The organism is Methylobacterium sp. CM6257, from assembly GCF_054611515.1.
Map to the genome: position 1 here is coordinate 504687 of NZ_CM137735.1, position 24247 is coordinate 528933.

Annotated in this window: 15 protein-coding genes and 9 pseudogenes; 16 read left to right on the top strand and 8 right to left on the bottom strand. The window is 61.6% G+C overall.

Translation table 11 applies throughout. The features are described 5' to 3' along the window. Positions 1–42: 42 nt before the first annotated feature. The 6 genes and pseudogenes from sauS to ACYCO6_RS02530 form a co-directional block, all read left to right on the top strand. Positions 43–1527 carry an acylating sulfoacetaldehyde dehydrogenase gene (sauS, locus tag ACYCO6_RS02505; protein ID WP_459768992.1) on the top strand — a complete coding sequence of 495 codons (1485 nt, stop codon included), beginning with the start codon at positions 43–45 and terminating at the stop codon, positions 1525–1527. After that, positions 1524–2651, top strand: coding sequence for a succinate--CoA ligase subunit beta (locus tag ACYCO6_RS02510; protein WP_459768994.1), 1128 nt, complete (start codon positions 1524–1526; stop codon positions 2649–2651). Before sauS ends, ACYCO6_RS02510 begins: the two co-directional genes overlap by 4 nt. Beyond that, complete coding sequence (gene sucD / locus ACYCO6_RS02515; protein WP_459768996.1) at positions 2648–3559, top strand: succinate--CoA ligase subunit alpha; 912 nt, start codon at positions 2648–2650, stop codon at positions 3557–3559. Before ACYCO6_RS02510 ends, sucD begins: the two co-directional genes overlap by 4 nt. 206 nt (positions 3560–3765) lie before the next feature. Continuing rightward, entirely contained in the window at positions 3766–5541 is a 1776-nt protein-coding gene (gene xsc / locus ACYCO6_RS02520; protein ID WP_459768998.1) for a sulfoacetaldehyde acetyltransferase, read from the top strand. Positions 5542–5827: 286 nt separating this feature from the next. Further along, entirely contained in the window at positions 5828–7390 is a 1563-nt protein-coding gene (locus ACYCO6_RS02525) for an amidase (protein ID WP_459769000.1), read from the top strand. Positions 7391–7496: 106 nt separating this feature from the next. Continuing rightward, a pseudogene (locus tag ACYCO6_RS02530) lies at positions 7497–7670 on the top strand (molybdopterin-dependent oxidoreductase); the annotation flags it as partial. Here the strand turns inward: ACYCO6_RS02530 and ACYCO6_RS02535 are convergent. Continuing rightward, a pseudogene (locus tag ACYCO6_RS02535) lies at positions 7661–7765 on the bottom strand (IS481 family transposase); the annotation flags it as partial. The pseudogenes ACYCO6_RS02530 and ACYCO6_RS02535 sit on opposite strands and share 10 nt — an antisense overlap. Positions 7766–8426: 661 nt before the next feature. Further along, on the bottom strand, positions 8427–8714 hold the full coding sequence (locus ACYCO6_RS02540) for a hypothetical protein (RefSeq protein ID WP_459769002.1): 288 nt from the start codon (positions 8712–8714) through the stop codon (positions 8427–8429). A 471-nt stretch (positions 8715–9185) separates the two neighbouring features. Here ACYCO6_RS02540 and ACYCO6_RS02545 point away from each other — a divergent pair. Continuing rightward, a pseudogene (locus tag ACYCO6_RS02545) lies at positions 9186–9320 on the top strand (NAD(P)-binding protein); the annotation flags it as partial. A gap of 138 nt (positions 9321–9458) precedes the next feature. Next, entirely contained in the window at positions 9459–10748 is a 1290-nt protein-coding gene (locus tag ACYCO6_RS02550) for a GMC oxidoreductase (RefSeq protein ID WP_459773410.1), read from the top strand. A gap of 190 nt (positions 10749–10938) precedes the next feature. Here the strand turns inward: ACYCO6_RS02550 and ACYCO6_RS02555 are convergent, their stop codons facing one another. Next, positions 10939–11124 (bottom strand): hypothetical protein, encoded by a 186-nt coding sequence (locus ACYCO6_RS02555; RefSeq protein ID WP_459769004.1) that lies wholly within the window; start codon positions 11122–11124, stop codon positions 10939–10941. 1927 nt (positions 11125–13051) lie between these two features. Next, positions 13052–13360, bottom strand: a pseudogene (locus tag ACYCO6_RS02560) (IS3-like element ISMtsp5 family transposase); the annotation flags it as partial. A gap of 70 nt (positions 13361–13430) precedes the next feature. Between ACYCO6_RS02560 and ACYCO6_RS02565 the strand changes: the two are divergent. From ACYCO6_RS02565 to ACYCO6_RS02575, 3 genes and pseudogenes are all read left to right on the top strand, one after another. Next, positions 13431–13713 (top strand): annotated as a pseudogene (locus ACYCO6_RS02565) (hypothetical protein); the annotation flags it as partial. 356 nt (positions 13714–14069) lie between these two features. Continuing rightward, positions 14070–14858, top strand: coding sequence for an ATP-grasp fold amidoligase family protein (locus tag ACYCO6_RS02570; protein ID WP_459769006.1), 789 nt, complete (start codon positions 14070–14072; stop codon positions 14856–14858). A gap of 102 nt (positions 14859–14960) precedes the next feature. Next, entirely contained in the window at positions 14961–15662 is a 702-nt protein-coding gene (locus ACYCO6_RS02575) for a class I SAM-dependent methyltransferase (RefSeq protein ID WP_459769009.1), read from the top strand. A 251-nt stretch (positions 15663–15913) separates the two neighbouring features. Here the strand turns inward: ACYCO6_RS02575 and ACYCO6_RS02580 are convergent. After that, positions 15914–16138: pseudogene (locus tag ACYCO6_RS02580) on the bottom strand (IS1182-like element ISMtsp10 family transposase); the annotation flags it as partial. A gap of 1 nt (position 16139) precedes the next feature. Here ACYCO6_RS02580 and ACYCO6_RS02585 point away from each other — a divergent pair. Together ACYCO6_RS02585 and ACYCO6_RS02590 are read left to right on the top strand one after the other, a co-directional pair. Continuing rightward, a pseudogene (locus tag ACYCO6_RS02585) lies at positions 16140–16556 on the top strand (transposase); the annotation flags it as partial. A gap of 243 nt (positions 16557–16799) precedes the next feature. Continuing rightward, a pseudogene (locus ACYCO6_RS02590) lies at positions 16800–17200 on the top strand (transposase family protein); the annotation flags it as partial. Between the two features lie 69 nt (positions 17201–17269). Here the strand turns inward: ACYCO6_RS02590 and istB are convergent. Together istB and istA are read right to left on the bottom strand one after the other, a co-directional pair. After that, entirely contained in the window at positions 17270–18139 is an 870-nt protein-coding gene (gene istB, locus ACYCO6_RS02595; RefSeq protein ID WP_459761956.1) for an IS21-like element helper ATPase IstB, read from the bottom strand. Then, a complete protein-coding gene (istA, locus tag ACYCO6_RS02600; RefSeq protein ID WP_459761958.1) occupies positions 18136–19401 on the bottom strand; it encodes an IS21 family transposase in 1266 nt (421 codons plus the stop codon). The genes istB and istA overlap by 4 nt, the downstream gene beginning before the upstream one ends. A gap of 154 nt (positions 19402–19555) precedes the next feature. On the opposite strand from istA, the pseudogene ACYCO6_RS02605 reads away from it, so the two are divergent. The 3 genes and pseudogenes from ACYCO6_RS02605 to ACYCO6_RS02615 form a co-directional block, all read left to right on the top strand. After that, a pseudogene (locus ACYCO6_RS02605) lies at positions 19556–20113 on the top strand (DDE-type integrase/transposase/recombinase); the annotation flags it as partial. Positions 20114–20668: 555 nt separating this feature from the next. After that, entirely contained in the window at positions 20669–21340 is a 672-nt protein-coding gene (locus tag ACYCO6_RS02610; protein WP_459769011.1) for a Crp/Fnr family transcriptional regulator, read from the top strand. 63 nt (positions 21341–21403) lie between these two features. Then, on the top strand, positions 21404–21817 hold the full coding sequence (locus tag ACYCO6_RS02615; protein WP_459769013.1) for a transposase: 414 nt from the start codon (positions 21404–21406) through the stop codon (positions 21815–21817). 137 nt (positions 21818–21954) lie between these two features. Here ACYCO6_RS02615 and ACYCO6_RS02620 read toward each other — a convergent pair whose 3' ends face one another. Beyond that, positions 21955–23946, bottom strand: coding sequence for a GumC family protein (locus ACYCO6_RS02620; RefSeq protein ID WP_459769015.1), 1992 nt, complete (start codon positions 23944–23946; stop codon positions 21955–21957). Positions 23947–24247 lie beyond the last annotated feature (301 nt).

Sequence of the window (24247 nt, forward strand, 5' to 3'; positions counted from 1 at the left end):
GCCGGTCTTTCAATCCTTCCCTCGAAACGTGAGGAGTCCGCTATGTCCGTTGCCGCTCCACAATCGCTCAGCCAGCCAGTAGCTGGATTAGCCTTCCCGAAGGCCTTCGATTCCGGTCCCGTCGATGCGGTGATGCAGCGCGCCCGCGCGGCGCAGCGGCTCTTTGCCAATGTCAGCCAGGAGGAGGCCGACGCGGCCGTCCGCGCGCTCGCCTGGTCTCTCTACAAGCCCGAGCATGCCCGCGAGGTCGCGGAACTCGCGGTCGCCGATACCGGCCTCGGCAATGTCGCGGACAAGATCGTCAAGAAGCAGCGCAAGACGTTCGGAACCCTGCGCGACCTCCTGCGCGGGCGTTCAGTCGGGATCATCGAGGAGGATCCCGCCAAGGGCATTGTCAAGTACGCCAAGCCCATGGGGGTGATCGGGGCGGTGACGCCCTCGACCAATCCCGGCGCCACGCCCGTCAACAAGGCGATGATGGCGATCAAGGGCCGAAACGCCATCGTCATCGCGCCCTCGCCGCTGGGCTATCGCACCACCGCCCGCGCGGTGGAGCTGATGCGGTCGGAGCTGGCGGCGATCGGCCTGCCCGCCGACCTCGTGCAGATCCTGCCCGCTCCGGTCACGAAGGAGTCCACGGAGGCCATGATGCGCGCCTGCGACCTCGTCGTGGTCACGGGCTCGCAGGACAATGTCCGCCGGGCCTATTCCAGCGGGACGCCCGCTATCGGCGTCGGCGCCGGCAACGTGCCGGTGATGATCGATGAGACCGCCGACCTCGACGCCGCCGCGGCCCGGATCCGCGACTCGAAGATCTTCGACAACGCCACCTCCTGCTCCTCGGAGAACGCGGTGGTCATCGTCGACGCGGTTTACGATCAGGCCATCGCCGCCCTGGAGCGGGCCGGCGCCTATCTTTGCAGCGGGGAGGAGAAGCAGCGCATCGCCGAGCGGCTCTGGGTCAAGGGCAAGCTCAACCGTGACCTCATCGCCCGCGACGCCGACGTCCTCGCCCGCGCCTTCGAGCTGCCGCCGGAGGCGCAGGGCAAGGCGTTCTTCCTCGTCGAGGAGGAGGGCGTCGGACGGGCCTACCCGTTCTCGGGTGAGAAGCTGGCGCTCGTCCTCACCGTCTACCGCGCCCGCGACTTCGCCGGCGCCAAGGCGCGCGTACGCGAGATCCTGGAGCATCAGGGCAAGGGTCATTCCTGTGGCATCCACACGAAGGATCTCGGCCGCGCCCGCGAGCTCGCCGAAGACCTCGACGTGGTCCGGGTGCTGGTGAACTTCGCCCACACCTTCGGCAACGGCGGCGGGTTCAATTCAGGTCTCGGCTTCACCCTGAGCATGGGCTGCGGCTCCTGGCAGAAGAACAGCATCTCCGAAAACCTGAGCTACCGCCACTTCCTCAACATCACTCACCTCGTCACCCCGATCCCCGAGGACCGCCCGAGCGAGCGCGATCTGTTCGGGCCGCACTGGGAGAAGATCGGCTACGGCGAGGAAACTGCAGCGGAGGCCGGCCGATGAACTTCCTCGAACACGTCGCCAAGGCGCGGGTGCTCGCACCCGCCGGCATTCCGGTACCTCGCGCAATCCTCTGCGAGACGCCTGAGGCCGCCGCGCAAGCTTTCGCGCAGCTCGGCCCCTGCATGGTGAAGGCGCAAGTGCCTACGGGTAAACGCGGCAAGGCTGGCGGTATCAAGTCCGCGCAGTCGGCGGAGCAGGCGCGCAGCGCCACTGAGACGATCCTCGGGATGACGATCGACGGTCACCCGGTTCGTTCGGTGCTCTTGGAGGAGCGGGCCGAGATCGCTCGGGAATTCTACGCCGCGATCCTGATCGACACCGCGAGCCGGCGCCCGCTTGTGCTGTTCTCCACGGAGGGCGGCATGGACATCGAGGAGGTCGCCGCCACCCGGCCGGAGGCCCTGCGTCGCCATCCGGTCGACCTCGACCGCGGCTTCAGCATCGAGGAGGCGCGTGCCCTCGTCTCGGGCCTCGACCTCGGGCCGGCAGCCGAGGCGATTCCTGGCATCCTCGCGGCCCTCTACCAAATCTCCGGCCATGTCGATGCGGAGCTGATCGAGATCAATCCGATTGCACTCCTCGCCGACGGGCGTGTCGTGGCGCTCGATTGCAAGTTGACCCTCGACGACGCCGCGGCCTTCCGCCAGGGCGAACTCGCCGGAGCCGCGGCTGCGGAGCCGATGACTGAACTGGAGCGAGAGGGGCTCGAGAACGGGCTCAAGTTCATCCAGCTCGACGGGGATGTCGGCGTTCTGGCCAACGGCGCCGGCCTGACCATGACCACCATGGATGTGATCAGCCATTCTGGCGGCCCCCCGGCCAACTTCCTGGAGATCGGCGGCGAGGCCTACACCAAGTCGGAGGCGGCCCTGCGGCTCGTCCTCGCCAATCCGGGCGTGAAGAGCCTCGTCGTCAACTTCTGCGGCGCGTTCGCCCGCACCGATGTGATGGCCGAGGGCGTCGTGACCGCCTGGAAGCGCCTCGCCCCGGAGGTGCCGGTGTTCTTCTCGATCCACGGGACCGGCGAGGACGAGGCCGTGCGCCTCGTGCGCGAGGGGCTCGGGGTCGAGCCCTACGACCTCATGGAGGACGCGGTGCAGGCCGCGGTGGAGGCAGCCCGATGATCATCTATCGCAAGAACGCCCGCGTCCTCGTCCAGGGCCTCACCGGCAAGCAGGGGAGTTTCTGGACCGAGAAGATGATGGCCTGCGGCACGCAGGTGGTGGCCGGCGTCAATCCGAAGCGCGCCGGGGAGCACCATCTCGGTGTCCCGGTCTACGCCACGGCCAAAGCCGCGATGGCCGAGACACCTTTCGATTGGGCGGTCATGTTCATCCCGCCCTCTGCTGCACGGGAGGCTGCCCTGGACGCCATCGAGGCGGGCGCCTCGACCGTGGTCATCCTGACCGAGCATATCCCAGCCCGCGACGTGATCGCGATTCATCACGCGGCCGCACGGCGCGGCACGCGGATCATTGGCCCGAACACCGCCGGGGTCGTCACACCCGGCGAGGGGTTTGTCGGAATCATGCCGGGGCACAACGGAAACATCTTCCAGCCGGGCGACGTTGGCGTGATCTCCCGCAGCGGCAGCCTCGGCACCCTGATCTGCCTCAACCTGACGCGCGCCGGCATCGGACAATCGGCGTTCCTGGGCATTGGCGGTGATCCGATGATTGGGACGACGACCCGGGATGCGCTGACGGCTCTCGACCAGGACGAGCGTACGCGCGCCGTGGTGATGGTGGGCGAAATCGGGGGTGCGATGGAGGAGGCCGCCGCGGAGTATGCGGCCGGAATGAACAAGCCCGTGGTCTCCTTTATCGCCGGGCGCGCCTCGCCGCCAGGCAAGAAGATGGGCCATGCCGGCGCGATCGTCTCGGGAAACGTCGGGAGTTATGAAGGCAAGCGCCGGGCGCTTGAGGCCGCAGGCGTGGCCGTGGCCGACACACCATCGGAGATCCCGCGGCTGCTCGGCCTGCCACGTTCGGGACAGGTCAATTCTGCCCACCTCGCCCTTCAACGTGGATGATCCGCGACGTCCCCGGCCATGACCGGGGACAGGCCAGTGCTTCAGGCGCTGAGAACGGCGTGAAGTTAGTTCGCGAGTGCGGCGTCTCTGCGGAAATCCACGGCGAACTCGGGAGCAAAGGGGTGGCACGCGCGACCACAATCCCAATCACGAGCATCCAGAACAGGCCGATGGCGCGAAGGATCCGACGAAAGGGAGAGAATACCATGAGAATGACCACCGAAGAGGCCTTCATCAAAGTCCTTCAGATGCACGGGATCGAACACGCCTTCGGCATCATCGGATCGGCCATGATGCCGGTGTCCGATCTATTCCCGAAGGCAGGAGTCACATTCTGGGATTGCGCACACGAGACGAATGCCGGGCTCATCTGCGACGGCTACACCCGCGCGACCGGCAAGATGGCCATGGCCATCGCCCAGAACGGACCCGGTGTCACTGGGTTCGTGACAGCGATGAAGACGGCTTACTGGAACCACACGCCGATGCTGCTGGTGACGCCGCAGGCCGCCAACAAGACCATCGGCCAGGGCGGGTTCCAGGAAGTGGAACAGATGGCCCTGTTCGAGGACATGGTCTGCTACCAGGAGGAGGTCCGTGATCCCTCCCGCATCGCCGAGGTGCTGAACCGCGTCATCGAGAAGGCGTGGCGCGGCTGCGCCCCGGCGCAGATCAACATCCCGCGGGATTTCTGGACCCAAGTCATTGACATCGAGCTTCCTCAGATCGTCAGGCTGGAGCGGCCGGCCGGAGGCAGGCAAGCGATCGCCCAGGCTGCGGAACTTCTGTCGAATGCGAAGTTTCCGGTGATCCTGAATGGTGCCGGTGTTGTGATTGGCGATGCCATTGCCGAATCGGCTGCGCTCGCTGAGCGGCTGGATGCGCCTGTGTGCTCCAACTATCAGCATAACGATGCCTTCCCCGGCAGTCACCGCTTGGCCGTCGGGCCTCTCGGATACAACGGCTCCAGAGCGGCCATGGAGCTGATCGCGCAGGCGGACGTTGTCCTGGCGCTCGGCACTCGCCTCAATCCATTCTCGACGCTGCCGGGCTATGGCATCGACTACTGGCCGAAAAACGCCAAGGTCATCCAGGTCGACATTAATCCCGATCGCATTGGCCTCACCAAGAAGATCACCGTCGGGATCTGCGGCGATGCCAAGCAGGTCGCGCGGCAGCTGTTCGAACAGCTGTCCCCATCGGCGGGTGATGCCGGTCGTAAGGAGCGACAGGCGCTGATCCACCAAACCAAGTCTGCTTGGCTCCAGACGCTCGCTTCCCTCGATCACGAGGAGGACGATCCAGGGACCAGCTGGAACATTGAAGCGCGGGAGCGCGACAAGGATCGCATGTCTCCACGCCAAGCTTGGCGCGCCATCCAGGCGGGTCTGCCGCGGAATGCCATCATTTCCACCGACATCGGCAACAACTGCGCTATCGGCAACGCCTACCCGACCTTCGAGCAGGGGCGTAAATACTTGGCGCCGGGCATGTTCGGCCCCTGCGGCTATGGCTTCCCGTCGATCATCGGAGCCAAGATCGGTTGCCCGGACACGCCAGTCTTCGGGTTCGCGGGAGACGGTGCCTTTGGCATTTCTATGAACGAGATGAGCTCGATCGGCCGAGACGAATGGCCGGCGATTACGATGGTGGTCTTCCGCAATTATCAATGGGGTGCTGAAAAGCGCAACACGACCCTCTGGTACGACAACAACTTTGTTGGCACCGAACTCGACCCGAAGCTCAGCTATGCGAAGATCGCCGAAGGCTGTGGCTTCAAGGGGGTCGCGGTAGAAACGCAGAGCGCGCTAACCGAGGCTGTGCGGAAAGCAGGCGAAGATCAGGGCCGTGGCATCACGACGTTCATCGAGGTCATCCTGAATCAGGAGCTTGGGGAGCCTTTCAGGAGAGACGCGATGAAGAAGCCCGTCAGCGTGGCCGGCATTGATCGTTCGGACATGCGACCGCAACAGCACGCCTAGTGCACAGACGCGGACGGACGATGCGGGGCGGTTCCGCTAAGCGACTGGAATTGCCACACGATTTTACCTTCGGCGTGTACGTTTCGAATGCGTCTTCGCACTAGCGCAATACGTGACTGAGCGGCGGTTGGCTTCGCCGCTCAGAACTGACGCGACACGTCACCCTGCGAGCGGCATGTTTTCGCCACCGAAGCTCCCGGCGCGTCGAATAACGGTGCTCGAACTCATGGTGTGACATTCGACCGGCGCGCCATTGTTCATAACAGCGGTCGAGAGGATACGCTTCATGACAAATGACGATGCAGATAGCGGTACGACCTGCGCGGACGGACTGACACGGCGAGGGTTCCTCGATCGTTCGGCCGCTGTCGGCGCTTCAGCATTTGCCGCGACAGTACTTCCTCAAGCTGTCTCTGCCGCGAAGGCGGATACTCCCATGCCCATGTCGATCAGCGAAGCCGGCAAACGCATGCGTGACGGCTCCCTCTCGTGCGTCGATCTGACGAAGGCGTACTACCACTACATAGAGCTGTATCAGCCGAAGCTGAACATGTTCATTTCACAACTAAAGGATCAGGCATTGAAGGCGGCGGCGGAACGCGACGCCGAGCTTAAGCATGGCAAGGATCGAGGTCCGCTGCACGGCATCCCTATCCTTGTGAAGGACCTTTATGAGATGGCGGGGACTACGACGACGGTAGGTTCGAAGGCGTTCGTCGATCGGCATACGACGGAAGATGCGACCTCAGTGCACCATCTGCTTGAAGCCGGGGTGATCGTGCTCGGCAAGACAAACATGAATGAATTTGCCGCCGGGGTTTCTGGCACAAACGCCTATTTCGGCGATTGCCATAATCCATGGGCGCTGGACCGCTCGCCTGGCGGATCGTCAAGCGGCAACGGTGCGGCTCTCGCGGCGGGCATCGGCTTCGGTGGAACATCCAGCGATACCGGCGGATCGATCCGTGTCCCGGCGAGCTGGTGCGGGATTGCCGGGATTCGTCCGACATACGGGCTTGTCAGCCTGCACGGCCTCTTCCCGCGTGCCTATAGTCTCGATGTCGCGGGGCCGTTGGCGCGCAACGTGTTTGATCTTGGCCTATTGCTCGACGCGATGGCGGGCTTTGATCCCAAAGATAAATTTTCATCGCTCGCGCAACGCCGGGAGTCTTATACCGCGGGCATTAAGGAAGGCGTTAAGGGAAAGACCTTTGCTACAATTAAGAACTACACCTACAAAGATGTCGAGAAGCCTGTCGCCGAGGCTATTGCAGAGGCGTCGGGCACGCTGAGGTCACTCGGTGCGAACATCACTGAGATCGAGATTGAGCCACTTGAAGGGCAGCTCGATTATAACAAGCTGTTCACGAACATCCTGCTTTATGAATTTTTTCAGATACTTGGAAAGAAATATCATGACACGCCGAACGCGGCCGAGGTATTTGGTCCGATCGTGACCAGCAATATCGAGGCTGGCGCCAAGGTGTCACAGCAGGATTACGAAAAGACCATGAATGAGCGGCCTGCGATCATCGCACAGGTGAAGAAGGTATTCGATCATGTCGACGCGCTGCTGACCCCGGCGCTGCCGACGACGGCGCCACTTCTGAAAGCTTCGGCACAGGATTACGGGCGAGGTCGACAGTTCACAATTCCATTCAGCTATGTGGCGTTGCCATCCGTGGTTGTGCCCTGCGGCTTTGATCCGGGCGGCTTGCCGATCGGGCTGCAGATCGTTGGAGATCATTTCGACGAAGCGCTGCTGCTGCGGATGGCCTATGCATTCGAGCAAGCGACGGGGTTTCATGAGCACCGCCCGCCGATCTTCGCCGAGACGGTTCCTACCTGAGGAACCGAGGCCCTGGAGGCCGCCCTCTGGCGCAACGCCGACCGGCTGCTCGGGCTGGGGCTGCGCGTTTGAACGGCGTGCGAACAGGGATGCAAGGAACGAGAACATGCTTAGACGTGATGTGCTGTTTGGGGTAGGCGCCCTAGCTCTTGCCGGCCACCGAGCGCTGGCGCGCGAAGTCGACCTGCCCTTCGGCAACGGCGAGCGGCCGCTGGTGGCCTACCCAGGCAAACGCCCGCTCCTGCAGATGACGGCGCGTCCGCCGCAGCTGGAGACGCCGTAGCGCTTGGCCAGCACGCCGGAACTCTCATGGGAGCGGGCGATCTCGGCGCGAACCGCCGGGGTGGTGCGAGCCTGGGGATGGATGGCGAGCATCAGCGGGCCCTCCGGCGGGAGCCACGGCCACGGCAGCCGTCAAAGCGCCAGGCATGCTCCTCGATGGCCCAACGCACCCGGTCCCAACAACGTCCCACTACCAAACAGGCTCTTTCGTGCGCGAGAACGTACCGCGTCTCGTCAGGATATACTGGTGTGACGCTGAGCACATTCGGGCTGTGACGGCTGGAATAGGGGTATCTCATGCCGTGAAACCAGACGCGCTCCCGAAGGACCATGCCATGCACCGGACGAGCCCCATCGCCGATATCGCCACCTTAGTAGTAGGCGCGGCGGCGGTGGCTGCAGCCAGTCAACTTCTACTGATGCCTCAGTTGCATGCATGGGAGGCCGAGATCGTCGCGGTGTTCATGCGCGAGCTACCGCGGTTGTGACGGGGCCTACCAAAAGCCCGCCCCGTTCGCTGCGGTGGGCTGGCGCCCGTCGCTAATGCTGCGGTTTGATGTTTGCCCTGATGGCGAAATAGGCTGCTTGGCGATGGCTCAGGCCTGTAGCCAACGCCTAATCGCCGAAGTAAATCGCGTACTTTCCATCGGGGTTTTGTAGCAGTCGGGGCATTTGACCTCTCATCCAATCCGATTACAGGAGAGGTTGGCGCCCCGAGAACTGATTACAAGGTGGCTCGCCGCGGCGGGACCTCTCATGTCTGCTCAGCCGACTCGGTCACCGCATCTATCCCGCGCAGGAGATCGGCGGAGTCCCGGGCCAGCCCGGAGCTGCGACGCTCCAGCTCGACCGTCAGGGCCCGCGCGATCACCTTGGCCGCCTCGATGCCCTCCTCGGGCGATAGGCGCTTGGTCTGCAAGCGCCGCTCGCGCTCGGCCGCCGTGTAGACGTAGGCCGCACATCGCCCGTCCGCGTCCATCACCTTCACCGACTCCTCCATGACGAAGATCCGGAGCGGGAGCTGCAAGCCGAGATCGGACATGCGGCCAAGCTAAAGCTCGCGGTGCGGGTAGGTAATGGGCGGCCTCTCAGCCCGGCCGGCACAACGACGGGCGCCACGGGCCAGCACAAGCAATCCTAGGGGCCATCCACGCCCCAGCCGCCACAGGTCCTCCTCAGACGGGGAGGGCCATGCGGGGCCGCGCGATCTCGATACCTCCGCAGGTGAGGCACTCGGAAAGGTGTCTGCAGCGTCCGCACTGTCCGCACGGAAGTCCGACCGGCTCGCCGCGGCGGGCTTTCCTCTGTAGCGCCCGGAGAAGTGCACTGCTGAGAGCCAGCCCGTTCTGCCATCGCGACAGCCTTCCCTTCGCTCCAGGCGCTGTTACTGTTCAGGCAGCCGCTTGGTGTAACGTGCCGAGCGTTCCCTTTCTTACTCCCGCCCGGTTCGCCGACGCGGGCTACTCCCACATGTGCGTAAGCAAATTTTTAAATAGAATGTAGGTGCGGCGATATGATCCGAAATGCGGCGTCTTTGGATAGGGCAACCTTTCGTGTCCAAAGTTCCGTTTGTGTGATTGGTGGTGGCATCGCTGGACTAGTAACGGCGAAAAGGCTCGCCGACGCTGGACGTCATGTTGTGGTACTTGAGAGCGGCAGCGCTACTGCCCGTAAGGACTTGCATCACTTAAATGAGGTCGACTTGTGTGACAGTCCCTACCGGCATGCCGCCGATGGACGAGCACGCGGTCTGGGCGGAACTTCGGCCATTTGGGGCGGAGGTCTCTTGCCGCTGGCAGAGTCCGATTTTGGCGCCCGCTCTCATCTTGGCATGGCTGGCTGGCCTTTGCAGCGGGCAGATCTCGACCGCTTCCTTGTCGAAGTCGAACAGCTGCTCGATCTGGACCATACCAGCTACGAGCAGGAACCGTCCGATCTGGTTGCTTCCACCAATGCTGACAGCGGGCTGGTTGGGCGCTGGATAAAATTTCCCGATCTGTGCAGGAGAAATTTCGCTTATCTTTTTCACGATCTTTTACTGCGGACCGAGAAGATAGATCTTTGGCTCGATGCGACCGCGGCCGGGTTTACATGTGACCCCATTTCAGGGCGAGTTGTCGCCGTCCAAACAACATGCGCCGCAGGCCGCGGGCTGATTGTCGAGGCCGAAGAATTCATCATAGCATGTGGAACCCTGGAAACTACACGATTGCTCCTACTGCTTGATAGATCTACGAACGAGCGAGCATTTTCGGATTGTGGTGCGCTCGGTCGCTACTTCCACGATCATTTGATCGCCGAGATTGGCCGAGGTGTGACGGCTAACGCACAACTCTTCCGGCTACATATTCAGCATCGCACCAGACGTCGCCTTCGCCTCGAAACCACATTTTCATCTCAGCTCGCAGACCGGGCAGCCAGCGGCTATGTGTCGGCCAGTTATGTGTTTCCAGCAAATCACTGGGCGCCGCATGCTCGGCGACTTGCAATAGGCGGACATTCGCGAGTGCTGTCCTCAGTTAAGGCCTTGAGAAACCGGTTTGAGCAAGTTTGCCCAAGCCTTTACTGGTCCTGTCATTCAGCCGCCATGGAAAGAAGCAAAGGCGTCGAGCTGGCTTTGGAGGCTCGCATTGAGCAAGTTCCAGATAGAGCTTGCAGATTGAGTTTAAGCGGGCGCGCGGATGACTTCGGAATTCCCATCTTGCAAATGCACTGGCAGAAAGGAAGGACTGAGGAGAGGACCTTTCAAGCCGTTCTGAAGCGTGCAAAGGCTTTCTGGAAAGTCCACAAACTTGATAGCACGATGCCGGTACGTTGGGCCGCAGAAATTGATGAGAAACAAGGCCGGCCCTTGTGCGAGATGTCAGACGACGCTTGCCACCCGGCCGGCACGGCGCGGATGGGCTTACGTTCGTCGGCTTCTGTGGTGGGACCAGACCTGCGATGCCACGCCGTCTCAAATCTGCTAGTTGCGAGCGCTGCTGTCTTCCCGTCCTCCGGCAGCGCAAACCCAACGTTAACAATCATGCAGCTTGCCATGCTAGCGGCCGAGTCGGTACTTCGTGCCAAATATTAGAAGTCTCTTAATAGCACATTGTGCTAGTTAGCTTGACGGTGGTGGTTGATGCGGACCCAGCGCGCCGTCGAACGGGATCTTGTTGGAGCGGATCTCGGCCTACCGGAACCTACCCGGCGAGGAATGGGGTGTGCCGGTCTGGGAATTCGCGGCGAGGGGCAGCTGAAGCGCCTCCTGCTGTTCGCGACGACTACTGTGGCCGCGCAAGACCTTCCATCAGGCCGAGGCGGACTGCCAAGGCCAGCAACTCCGTGTCTGTGAGCCAAAGGCCGCCGTCGATCAGCCAGCGCTCAGACGCGCCATCCAGCTCGACGGTGTGGCCGTGGGCCCGAAGCGCCGCAGCCGCGTCGAGGATCTGATCCTGTCCCTCGCCCATCTCTTCACCAGATGCGCTAGCGGGATCGCAGAGAAACGCCGACAGGCAATTGTTGGTGCCCAGGTGCGGCCCGGGGGCAGCGCTACGCTTTCTTCACCCCGAATACCGCAGTGCGCCCTCATGCCGATCCGGCGCGAGCACCGCTTCTTCTACCTCATCGACTGGCCGCAGCTGTCGGCCGTGATCCGGTTCCGGCACGCTGGTGGACGCTGTGAGGGCTGCGGGCGGCCGCATGGGCAGCGCGTATTCCACCGGACCAACGGGCGCCGGTGGGACGCCGGCCGGAAATACCAGCGGCTGATCCGGATTATCGACTTGGTACGTAGGAACTACCGATGTCGGATGACCTCCCTCAAGGAAAGGTCACGTTCCGCGGCCGCGGACTGGCATACGTCCACGGCCCACGCATCGTCGTGAAGGTCTGCCCGGCCTGTTCGCAATGGAACGCCCCAAAAGCGGCCGATCAGGGGGTGTGCGGCTGGTGCGCCTACGTTCCTTCTCTCGAGGACGTGGAGCCGATAAGCAAGCAGATAGATCGGAACCCAGATCACAATCGCAAAAACGACCGATGCTACGACAAGCGATAGCGGCGGCTGGGCAGTAGACCGCTTCCTCAACCGCTCAGAAACAATCACGCCCATCACCGCCCGATACCCTGCAAGGACCACCTGATCGCGCCAGGGACCGTGCCCCTGATCAAGCATCAATCTGGGCGAAACGAGGCGGTTTCATTCGTCCAGGACACCGCAGCTATGCGAACACCGCCAAGGCCAACGACGATCGCGGCCGATCAATGAAGCAAGCGCACGCCAGCTGCTCCGCCGTGGACCGGTAAAGCGTCTGCCCCTGAACTATCCGGGACTCGGAGCTGGGACCGCACCGCGATCGCCGCCAGAATCCCGATGGCCGTCCGCCCTGGATCCACCTTCTGCCGCCACAAGCCCGAGCTTGGCGAGCCAACGAAATCTTGAGAGGCCGGAACCCGGATCCCTACATCGAGGGGCAGCTTCAGGTAGCCGGTGATTGGCCGCTGGTGTCGAAGAAGCCTAGTGGGCCAAACGCAGACCTTGATGCTTAAACTCCTGTCCCACCTGATCGCCTCGCTTGTGCTGACAGGCTCGGCACTGGCCCAGCCAGCCAAGCGTCCGCCCGCATGCTCTAAGCGCTTCGTAGACCAGTGGATGACCGATCGGTACGTCGCCTTCCGGAATCTTCCTAGGAAGCCATGCACCATGCGAGGTGAGACCGGGATCTACATCTGCGACCAGAATGGATGTCAGCGGCCGTAGCCGTTCCCTTTGCTGGAACCCCTCAGCAGGGCAGGGCGCCGGGGCAGGCAGAATGGCTCAGGGGCGGTTTCCAAACTGGCTCCTGCCCATAGGCGATCTCGCCAGATATGCTGGCCTAATTTGGAGACCGAGCGCATTGGAATTGCTTGCCTCTTTCCGGCGCATCAGTTTCTTTTAATCTGTAGGTCCTGGGTTCGAGTCCCAGCGCGCTCACCACAGAAATCACCCGCGGGGTCATTGGCTTGGCGGGTTTTTTATTGCCCCAAACGTGTTCTGCAGGGCCTGCAACACGCAGCAACACCTCGGGCCACTTCCACAAGCGCCATCCGACAAAACTGCGGATGATCGGACCGGCGGGCTGGGCTTCGCAAACGCCCCGCGCCGGCATGCCGCTGATGGAGGCCCAATAGCGGCGCGGAAGGCGGTGCGGCTGGAGCAGACGAGGCGCGAGCACGCGCGCGAGCTCCGCCGCGAAGTCTCCAATCAGCGCCGTCTCATCGCACTCCAGGCTCAATTGCTGAGGTTGCGATGCTCAGCAGTGGCTTCGTTTTGCCAAAGTCCGGGGCTGGGCAATGCCTCAATGCGACGTGAAGCAAACCGCTATACCGCCCGCGGATTGCGAGACGCCGATTTGAAGCCTACGCGGCCAAGATCGCGGGCGGAAGCGGAGCGGCGCGAATGGCGGTCGTCGTCGGCACCCGTGCCGCTCGGTCAACCACCTCTCATTGTAGAGCTCGCGAAACGCCACAAGGGCGCGGCGTAGGTCTTCGATCGTGTCGACGTGTTTCACCCGCAACAGGTTCGCCTTCAACGTACGGATGAAATGCTCGGCGCAACCGTTCCCTTTGGGGCGGGCACGAAGGGGCGGGCACGAAGGCGGGCGAACTCGCGGTGCCCAGGGCCGCCAGTTCCGCCTGGACAGCATCCGAAACGTACTGGCTGCCGTGGAGAACTTGGCCCATAGCGCATCCCTCGCAGCATGGTGGCCAAACGTACCACCACACCGCGGGATCAAACATCGCGCGCATTAGGCGCAGCACGCGGCGGCTGGGGGCGCGCAAGAGCGGCCGCTCGCGCCGCGAGGTCGCCGCCGATCTCGTGGCCGTCTCTCGACATTGCGCAACTGGATCGACGGCCAGCGCCATCGAGAGACGGACGCGCCGCCTTCTGACCGGCAGCTGAACATAGTCGCCGAGTTGAAGCGCCTGCCCCGCCAGAACGAGATGCTGCGTCAGGACCGCGAGATCCTGACGCCGGCCAAGGCTTTTTTCGTCAACGAGGGACGTCGATGAGGTTTCAGCAGCCCACCATCCGTTTCACCCCGCTCAGGTCGCGCTCCAAGCTTCGACATTACGGAAATTTGCGAACGATCAAAGTCTGCGTGATTCTCCGCTCGTAGCATGACTCTGCGCTTTTTTCGGCAGCGGGCGCTTATCACAGGATCCTACACGGTTTTGATCTATGGACAGAGTTTCAAACCATAAGCTGATCAGCCCATGGTTCGCGAGCTTTCCTACTCGCGCCATCGACGGACTGTGGCGCGAAGCAAAAAACATACTACCGAATATCAGACCTTTCAACTATGCTTGCGCTGCGCATGACTTCTGCAAATCGATTGGGAGAATGCCCAGAGACCCGCATAGTCCACACAGTAGTTTGAACGACTACTTTTTCTACCGAATGATATCAAATAAGTGGAGCGCACTGGAGATATCATCATCTGATAAAGAGCACGCAAAAATTATCGCAAAAGGTCTTGAGCCAAGGGTGCTAACACCTAAAAACGAAGACGTTATAGAATTATACGGCCTGACGAGCGCCGAAGACCTTCGATTACGCTTGACCAGACATTTCGGGGCGCCGGTTATCGCGAAACCAACGCACAATTCAGGCGGGATAACATTTCTCGAAGAAAGCCCGACAATTTCCAAAATCAGACTGCTTTACGATTCGGCAACCAAGAATTATTTTCAAGCATTTCGTGAAACTCAATATGCTAAGCTGACGCGCAAAATAATCGTGGAGGAATGCTTGAACTTTGAAGGTCGGTCACCGCCCGATTACAAATTTTTCTGCTGCAGAGGACGAGTACTCTTTTGCCAGATTGATCTAGATCGGTTCCTCAATCATAAGCGGGCTTTAGTGTCTGTTCCAGATTTCAGGCCGATGAATATAGAATACAAATATCCGATCCCGGATCAAATTCTGCGGAAGCCTCTCGAATTCGAGAGGATGGTGGAATTTTCATCTAATCTTTCCCAGCCTTTTGACTTCGTGCGGATCGATCTCTATCCGATTCAGGGGAAAATATATTTTGGAGAATTCACATTCACGCCCGAAGCGTCGGCCGGCAGATTTTCAGACGAACGTTTCAGCATAGAAGTTCTATCGGAGATCAAGAGCATCTTGGCGGCGGCGGGATCGGCGCTACTCCCGCGCTCCTGAAAAAAGCGATCAACCCATTTTGAGGCCGAATGGTCACGACGGGTTTTGATTCTCTGCTGAAGCCAACGATCTCTTCCCCTGACCATAACCTTGGAGGAAAACATGGGCGATCCGGAACGCGAGATTGAGGCAATAAAAGAACGCTACTCACGTCGCGACGACGGAGAGCGCTATAGTCTCAAGCGCCCGGAGATGATCAAGATTGTAGATGAAAGAAAGAGAGCTGTTAAATACTATTTGGCTAGACGAGGATGGCATGATTTATCGAAGCTTCGCCTTGTTGAAATCGGATGCGGTGAGGGCAACGTCTTATCGGAACTGCTAACTTTCGGATTTTCTCCGGAAAGATTGGTTGGTATCGAGCTTAATAGAGATTATATAGTTCGAGCTCGTCGGAAGTTACCAGAGACGATCGGATTGATAACTGGCGACGCCCGCACGGCACCCATCGAGCCATCTAGTCAGGATATTGTACTGCAATTCACCGTCTTTTCCTCGATCGCCGACAATGACTTCCAAAAGGATCTTGCTAGTGCAATGTGGCGATGGTTGAAGCCGTCAGGCGCAGTCTTGTGGTACGATTTGACGGTAAACAACCCGTACAATCCGGATGTCAGAGGAGTGCCGCTCAAGCAGATCCATTCGCTTTTCCCCTCAGGCCGGGTAGCGTTCAAAAGGATAACTCTCGCGCCGCCACTTGCGCGCGCAGTTTGCTGGCTGCACCCATCGGTCTATTCTATGCTGAACAGCATTCCGGCGCTTAGAACGCATGCTTTAGCCTGGATTGAAAAACCATCTCTTTAGGATCAAATATCAACACGGCCCGCATTGAGCTTGTCGTTGCAGTCTTCACCCATCTTCCCGTTTTGCAGCGCCGAACAGAGCCGTTTGATCTGTTTAAGCTTGACGAGGCTTGCAGCGGGGCTCGTGATCGCAACTACTTTCTTCTGGGTTGACTGAAGCGCTCGGCGAGTGGCCCTGGCAGCTAGGCGGCTTCGGTCGTGGTGGCGAGCATCCACTTCCAAAGCAGCAACTCTACCGGACACCCATAGGCATTGCGCGCCAACGAGCAGAGCCGCATTCACGAAGTCTCTGTCCGCGGTGTGAGTCTTCGGGAGCAGGCCCCGGGCATTGAGTGCTGCGTGGATGGTGGATGTCGTCGTGTCGTCCGAGACCCCGGCGGTCGTTGTCTCGATGTCGGTGACCAGGTTCGGGGTGCTCACGCCGCACGTCACGGTCTGGTGCACCTTGTAGCCACTCCACACCGTCGCGCCCTTCGCCGTGCCGTCGGATCCAGTCTGCCGGCGCCTGATGACCGCGCCTGGGATCGACCCCGTCACGGCTTTGACCTTCTGCTCGGCCGTTGACGATCAAAGCCGCTTCACCCGCTCACGCGCTGTCGGGGCACACTTCGGTCTGACTCCACGCCGCTATCAATCCGGCGAGACGGACGGAACCGGGCACATCAGCAAACGGGGTGATGGCCTGGCGCGCCAAGCCTTGTACGAGGCAGCCAACGTTCTGCTGACCCGCACCCAGAGATGGTCGGCGCTCAAGGCGTGGGGCATGGCCGAGGCCAAGCGCGCCGGCATGCGTCGCGCGAAGGTGGCGGTCGCCCGCAAACTGGCCGTCGTGCTGCATCGGATGTGGCGCGACGGCACCGAGTTCCGCTGGAGTCGAGGCGCGATAGCGGCCTGAGCGGCAACCCTCGCACCGATCCAGCGGCTGAGGTCCAGTCACGGGGACGAGGTTGGACAAGACCGCAACAGCGCCGGTGCCGACCTCGGTCGAGCCCGCTTCGTAGATTGGTCCGTCCTGCCTACCTGGCCGTATCCTGTGGCGGCACCTCGCCGACCACGAACAGAAGAGCGGACCCCGCGACGTGGCATCAAAGCCGGTCATTGACCAACCCGATTACAGAAGACGCGCACAGCCCCAGCGGTGCGCGCTGAGATTGCCCGCTCCCATAAGAGCTCCGGTGTGCTGACCAAGCGCTACGGTGTCTTCACCGAGATCATCCGCAAGTGGCGCATACGCCGTCCCGATGCTTGCCAGGATCGCTCGGCGCGACCCCACAAGCTGCCCTGGCGCGCCAGCGATGAGGAGTGCGCCATCGTGTGCGCGCTCCGCCGAAGCACCGGCTTTCCCCTCGACGCGCTGACTTTCGTCGTCGGCCACTTCTTGCCACACCTGAACCGGGATGCGGTCTACCGCATCCTCAAGGCCGAGGGCTCAACCGGCTGCCGCCTGCCGAGAAGGCCCGCAAGCCGCACGGCAGCTTCAAGGACTACGAGGTCGGCTTCATCCACATGGACGTGAAGCACCTGCCCAAGCTGTCAACGGGCACCGAAGTCTCCGCAATTATGGGCATCGAAAATTCCCTGATCGGCGGGTTTGGTGGTCGACGGTGATCAGCCGGCGCTGTGATCGAGGGTCGCGCTCTTTGGTGGCCGGCCACGGCGGCGTGGAGGGGGCGGTGGGGTGATGAGTGCCTTCGAGCGGACGTGCTCGGGCACAAGTTCGCCATGCTGGCGCAGCCGGTAGCTCGCTCCTTCGATCTGAACGACGACGGCGTGATGAAGCAGGCGGTCCAGCAGAGCCGTGGCCACCACGGGATCGCCAAATACCTCTCCCCATTCGGCAAAGCCGCGGTTCGAGGTCAGGATCATCGCGCCCTTCTCGTAGCGCGCGTTGACGAGCTGGAAGAACAGGTTGCCCCCACCCGGAACGACGGGAAGGTACCCGATCTCGTCCACCACCAAGAGGGAGGCCCGACTGAGGTAGCGGATCCGCTCGCGCAACGCGCCGTCGCGCTCAGCTTTGGCCAGCGAAGCGATCAGATCAGCCAGCGTCGAGAACACGACGCTGCGCCCGGCCTTTACCGCCTCGACGGCAAGCGCCGTGGCGAGATGGCTCTTGCCGGTGCCGGGCGGGCCGAGGAGATGGACGACCTCGGCCCGATCGATGAAGGTCAGTTCCGCCAGCGCCATGATCCGCTCCCGGTCGAGGGAGGGCTGGAAAGCGAAGTCGAAGCCCGACAGCGTCTTGATCGTGGTCAGGCGTGCCACGAGCAGGGCGGTCTTCACCCGGCGGTTCTCGCGCAACGTCAGTTCTTCGGTCAGGATCTCGTCGAGGGCAGAGATGCCGTCGATCTCACCCTGTTCGATGCGCCGGATCGCGGCGTCGAGGACTTCCAGGGCGCGCGGCATGCGCAGGCCGACCAAGCTGCGCTTGATGCTGTCCAGGGTCGTGGTGGCATGGGAGGGGGCGGCGCGGGTCATGACCGGCCCTCGATCCCGGCGGCGAGCCGCTCGCCGACGGCCTGGTAGACCGACAGCGAGCGCCGGGCGACGTGATCGCCCCGGCAACCGATCGTCAGGCTGTCGGGATGGCCGTGCCGCATGGCCCGAGCGGCCGCGCCTTGTCGATGGTCGGGATCGACGCGGTACTGTCGCCGGCCCTCCAGGATCGGGTGGCTCGCCACGAGCCGGCCGCCGTCGAGGATACGGATCGTGTCGGGCAGCTGGTGCACCTCGACGACCCGCCGCGTCCGGTCCGGCACGCTGTAGTAGTTGCCGCCGATCGAGACGAGGCCGTCATGGCTGACGCGCCGTTCCAGCTTGAGCAGGGCATTGAAGGGCACGGCCGGCAGCGGCTGCAACTCGGGCTTCTCGGCGGCGAAGGCCTCCGAGACGATCCGCTGCGTGGTGCCGTGCAGGCGAACGTTGGCGACGGTGTCGAGCCAGACCTTGAGCTGGAGGTTCAGGTCGTCAAGGTTGCGGAATGAGCGGGCCAGGAAGAAGTCCTGGCGGATGTAGGAGAACGGCCGCTCGACCTTACCCTTGGTTTTGGCCCTGTAGGGGCGGCAGGCACGCGGCAGGAAGCCGTAGTGTTTGGCCAGCGCCAGCAGGGATCGGTTGTAGACGATGTGGCCGTCCGCTTCCTCGCCGGTGACCGCGGTCTTCATGCGGTCGTAGAGGATCTCGATCGGCACGCCGCCCATCGCGGCAAACGCCTGGATGTGACAGCGCAGCAGGGTCTGCAGGTCCTGATGCAGGACAAAGCGTGCCTCGATATGCCGGGAATGGCCGAGCACGAGCGAGAACAGCCAGACGATGCAGGTCGCGCCCGGTGTGTCCGTGAAGGAGACCTCGAAGCGGGCGAAGTCGACCTGCGCCTGCTGGCCGGCGGGCGTCTCGAAGCGAACCTCGTAGGGCTGGGCCTCGGGCGGCCGGATCGCGGCCACGAACCGCTTTACGGCGGTGTAGTCCCCCGTATAGCCGCGCTCCCGCAGCTCGCGGGTCAGGCGCACGGCGCTGAGATCAGGAAAGGCGGCGACGCGCTCGCGCAGATAGACGAGGTAGGGGGCGAGCTTGCTCGGGCGTCCGGCTTGGCGTGGACCGTAGGCGGGCGGTTCGAGGCCGCGCGCGATGTACTTGCGGACGGTCTTTGGATCGCGCCCGGTCCGGCGGGCGATGGCGGTGATCGACAGACCCTGGCGGTGCAGGTCGAGGATCATGAGGAGTTCTCCCAGCAGGACCATCCTCGTCGCTCCCGGCCGATACGCATCGGCGGGCATGATGGCGGAGGATGGATAAGCCCGGGGACGCGGGGTGCCCGCCGCGCACTCAGGCCAGGGCACCAACCAGGGAATTTTCGGTCCCCACAATCAGGGAGTATTCAACGCCCACTGACACAAGCTGCAGGATCGCGATCGCGTCCTGCGCAAGCGCTACCTGTACGTCGCGATCGATCGCGCCTCGCGCTACGTGCATCTGGCTGTCAAGGACGACGAGACCACCGCCTCGGCCGTCGCCTTCCTCGACGAGGCGCTCGGCGCTTTTCCGTTCCGCGTCACGCACGTGCTGACTGACCGCGGTTCGTGCTTCACGGCCGACGCGTTCGAGCACGCCTGCAAGCGGCACGGTGTGCAGCATCGCATGACCAAACCCTACACGCCGCGCACCAACGGCATGGTCGAGCGGTTCAACGGCCGGGTGCAGCGCGAGGTGCTGGGCATCACCCTCTACAGCCACCAGGATCTTGAGATGCTGCTGGCTGGCTTCAATGTCGCCTACAACGGCCGCCATCAGCGTGTCCTGAAGGGCCGCTCACCCGATGTGGTCCTGCGCGAGCGGCTGACGGCCAAACCCGAACTCGCCAAGCCGGTCACCAAACCGCCGGACCCGGATGCGCTCCCAAAAGCGCTCAAGGTTGTCGCCGACGCCAAGGAGGTCTCGCATCCAGACAACTAAGCCAGTGCGATATGGCGCAACCCATGAGGGAGCCAGGAAAATCCGGCTCGCACAAACACGTGCGTAATTCCGGGTGCCCAGCTCTCACCAGCAGTCCCACTGGAAGTAACCTGTAGCAATTTCGCCGCCTCATTCCGAAACGCGGAAAAAGGAGATGCTGCGCCGACCTCTATTGCTGTTTGCCATTAGTACGCAGCGGATGGGCACAAAGATGCGGAGCTCTTAGCCGTCACGCGGCCTTGTGCTGAGCTGTCCAAGTATTTTCAACGCAGGTACGAAAGATTACAGATCCATCCGCTCTGGAAAATCAACTTTCGCGCGAATCGATCCGCGGCCCGATGGATCGTACTTGCCATAATGAAAAATGTATGCTGAATTCACGGATCTATGTGACCTAATAACCCTCGGATGGCTATTTATCCGAACTCGATCATAGTCTAGTGCGGGCGAAGAGCGCGGACGTTCTCGCTCCGACGTCCAAATGTGGACGTTCAATTCTTTGCCAATAAGCGTCTGCCGTAGCGGCGCTTAGCTTGGCAAACGGAGGAAAGTTAGATGATTGCGATGCGCCAGAGTGAAGACGTTTCCCGTGGATTAGGGCATCTGCAAGGCAACGATTTATTTGGTCTTGCGCGCGACGCCTCAGCAGCGACGCAGTCAGTCACCAAGCGGGACCGAGATAGTGTGATTTTTTGGCAGGGAGAGACGCAGGACCAGACGTACTGCGTGATCGAGGGCTGTATCCGTGCAGTCTGCCTGAAAAGAGACGGAGGCAGGCAGATTCTTGCCTTCTTTTGGCCCGGTGACGTCGTCGGGTCCTGTTTTCGCCACCCGTCGTTCTACACAGCTGAAGCCGTGACGCACTGCACCTTGCGGGGCGCGAAGGCGCTTCCGCTGGCGACGGGAGAACCGCTGATCATGGCCGATCCCGTTCTGCAAGAGACGCTAGCACTTCTCGATGCAATCAGTCACCGCTGCTCTCTCAGCCGTATCGCCTGGTGGCTTCTTCGGATGGAAAAGCACTTTCCGCCTTCTTTGACATTTGATGACGCAGTCCGATTTGTTGTTCCTAGACGCGACATCTCAGATCATATAGGTACGTCGCTGGAAACAGTATGCCGTGGCCTGAAAGAACTCGAGCACCGCGGCATCATCGACCTGCCCAATAGCAAGACCATCCGTTTTCGACGCCCCGAAGAACTGCGGCGTATCGCGGGCGGTGAGTAGATGCCACATGTCTCACGAACCGCCATGCCAATTAAGAATGGGCCGTGGGATCCGGTTCGATACTTGAACTCGGACGAAGATGCCGAAGACGAAGCGGTAACCTATAAGCCGACTTCCTTCGGCATAGTGGATTGCGCCTCGGATGCCTGTCCGCGGCGGGTGGTCCGCTACGCGCTTAGCCGTTCCATCGACGCCCGCCTGACCGTCGCGGCCCTGCGCGCGGCCATCGAACGTCGTCCAGCTCCTGGACTGACCCATCGCACGGACCGCGGCAGTCAATACGCTGCCGAGGCGTATCGGAAGATCTTGGCCGAGCACGGGCGCGTTGGCCCGATGGACCGGCGGGGCAATCCCTACCATAACGCCAAGGCTGAAAGCTCCATGAAGACGCTCAAGGTCGAAGCCGTATGCCCCATGACGTTCGAGGCCTTCGCCGATGTTGCCGGCGAGCTGCCACGCTTCATCGACGAGGTCTAAAGTGCCCGCCGTCTACACTCCGCACTCGGTTGCCTGAGCTCCGTGCGGTTCGAGGAGCAACACGCCCAATACACAGTCAAAACCGCCGCCTGACTGTGCCCACCCGAAGGGACCCACTCAACATAGCGCCACGGATACTAGACGATTGCCGGCCAACGATACCAAAAGCCATTGGGGTCGACGTCGGTTAGAACCGTAAAGTAGTCAACGTTAAACTCGCTGGAAAATTCAGCAACCCGGCGGAGCGCTAAGAGCGTCTCACTTATAGTCTCCCGCCGCGTGGCACCCCAGCGCAGTCCTAAAACAACGCCGTCGACCTTCGCCGCCAGAATGCGCGTGTTCATCGTAAGCAGGGCCGGTGGCGCGTCAATGATGATGTAATCATATGAAGCCTGAAGAATTTCAAAACGCTCGCCCGACCGGGAAAGGAGTCCGGTGATTTCCTGTGCCGCCGCGTGAACCGGGTCGAACCGATAATTGGGATTGCGCGTTGATGAACAGTCATCCCCACTTGCAGCAGCAGCTTGCACACTACACCGGGCGGAGCCGGACGCCGTCTGCCGGTCCTTTATTCGCATCACCATGACTCTGTATTCTGTACAAGCCAGATGGCTGCCGAGGTCAATCGCAAAGTCTTGCTTGTCATCGGCATCGCACCCAGACGTGATGAGTATGATCCGCAAGCCACGCCTGCCGTCGTAGAGCTGGGCAATCGACTGAGATACCGCTTCAAGCGCATCCGCGCGTAATTGCTCACGGCATTTGAGGCTTCTTGACCAGCGGAAATATGAGTGCGGCAACAGGCGCGGGATTAGTCCGAGGCAGGGAAATCCTGCAGCGTCCTCGGCCTCGCGCACACTTCTCACCGTATGGTCCATCCGGTCAATCAGCACCGCGAGTGCCACGCCAAGCACGCTGAAGGCCACGAATGCAGGCGGCACCAAGAGTAGCGGGTTCGTCGAACTCGGGCGCGAGGGGACGGTCGCCAGGGAAAAGACCCGCGCGTCGGCCGCGAAAGATTGCGTCGAATCTTTCGTGTCCTCCTGCCGGCGGACCATCATGTCATCGAGCAATTTGCGCGCCGAGGCGATCCGGAGCTCGAGTGCCTGCTGATCCATTCGCTCCCGGAACGCAAGTCTGCTTTTGTCCTGGAGGTTCCGAAGCCTAAATTCCAGTTGGCCGACCCGGCGGCTCTCGGACGAAGCGTTCGACTCGTCATCATTGGCCGGTACGTTGGCGCGGTTTTGCGCCAGCTCGCGCAGGCGTAGGTCCGCCCGCGCCTGCGCGAGCTGGCGTTGCACCTCCGCAATTAGGTCGGCGGTGTCGTCCGGGCCGACAGTGCCGTGGACAGCCTGAAACGCTGTTAAAGCGTCCTCTGCCTGCTTCAGTTCTCTGCGCGCGCCCTCGATGTCCGCATCCTGTAAAGAACGAAGCATCTCTGTATCGCGACGCTTCCGTTCTGCTAATTGCTCAACGTGCAGTGTCACGAGCTCGTTGACCGTCGCCGTCGCCTCGTAAGGGTTCTTGCTCATGGCGCTGACGGCCACGATACTCGAGAGTCGCTCTTGCCGCACCAAAAGAGAGTTCTTGAGCGCTGCAAGCTCCTGAGCCGATCCTTCCGCAACCGAACCATCCTGTGCCGGACGAGCCGGAAAGAGTGCCGCTTTGGCGGCGGCAGTCGCTGCCATCAACGCCTTGCGCAAACGATCACTCGTTGTCGGCGGCCCGCGCTCGGGGACAAATGCGGCGGAGCTATCCATCTTCGGCCGCCTCTTCAACACACGGCGCAAGCAGTCGACGGATGTCATCATGGCGATGTGCGTATCGATCACCGGACCGAGGAGCGAGGCAGCTATCTCGGAACTGGTCGGTCTGACCATAAGCTGCGCCGTCGCAGTGTAGGAGGGTGGAACGGCCAAAGCCGCAACGCCGATAAGCGCTGTGCCGGTCAGTGCGACTGCCGCAATGAAGCGGGCGCGTCGCCGTATGATATTGAGGATCGGCCGCCGGCCGCCGAAGGCCGGCTGTCCGTCCCGCGTCTCTGCAGCCGGTTCCGCTCGATCTGACATGACCGCGGACGAAAAGCGCAAACGACGATTGCGGATAAAGTCCCCAGCATCCTTGTTCACACTCCCCCCCTTCTAAGCAGCGAGCATACTCACCGAGAGCAACAGCGCTTCAGTCGTTGCCCGCCGGCCGGCTCACGACGCCGCACGCTAGGTTCGAAAAACAGCTAATGATTTGATGGATGTCAATTTCGAGAGCCGCCGGTGCGGTATGAGCAGCAGTCAGTCAACGTCATAACTATTGCCTCAATAAGGGACACAACGCGGAGGTATAATTAAGCCGACCGGTCTTGAAGAACCAATCTAGAAACCTGAGGTTAGATTTGCGGTATGCGATGGGCAGCCTTCTGAAACATACAGTATT

What these genes read in the sequence shown, in the direction of transcription:
- ACYCO6_RS02510 (WP_459768994.1), top strand. Translation starts at nt 1,524, where the DNA reads ATGAACTTCCTCGAACACGTCGCCAAGGCGCGGGTGCTCGCACCCGCC.
- ACYCO6_RS02525 (WP_459769000.1), top strand. Translation starts at nt 5,828, where the DNA reads ATGACAAATGACGATGCAGATAGCGGTACGACCTGCGCGGACGGACTG.
- ACYCO6_RS02575 (WP_459769009.1), top strand. Translation starts at nt 14,961, where the DNA reads ATGGGCGATCCGGAACGCGAGATTGAGGCAATAAAAGAACGCTACTCA.
- istA (WP_459761958.1), bottom strand. Translation starts at nt 19,401, where the DNA reads ATGGTCCTGCTGGGAGAACTCCTCATGATCCTCGACCTGCACCGCCAG.
- ACYCO6_RS02555 (WP_459769004.1), bottom strand. Translation starts at nt 11,124, where the DNA reads ATGGGCGAGGGACAGGATCAGATCCTCGACGCGGCTGCGGCGCTTCGG.
- ACYCO6_RS02610 (WP_459769011.1), top strand. Translation starts at nt 20,669, where the DNA reads ATGATTGCGATGCGCCAGAGTGAAGACGTTTCCCGTGGATTAGGGCAT.
- sucD (WP_459768996.1), top strand. Translation starts at nt 2,648, where the DNA reads ATGATCATCTATCGCAAGAACGCCCGCGTCCTCGTCCAGGGCCTCACC.
- xsc (WP_459768998.1), top strand. Translation starts at nt 3,766, where the DNA reads ATGAGAATGACCACCGAAGAGGCCTTCATCAAAGTCCTTCAGATGCAC.
- istB (WP_459761956.1), bottom strand. Translation starts at nt 18,139, where the DNA reads ATGACCCGCGCCGCCCCCTCCCATGCCACCACGACCCTGGACAGCATC.
- sauS (WP_459768992.1), top strand. Translation starts at nt 43, where the DNA reads ATGTCCGTTGCCGCTCCACAATCGCTCAGCCAGCCAGTAGCTGGATTA.
- ACYCO6_RS02540 (WP_459769002.1), bottom strand. Translation starts at nt 8,714, where the DNA reads ATGTCCGATCTCGGCTTGCAGCTCCCGCTCCGGATCTTCGTCATGGAG.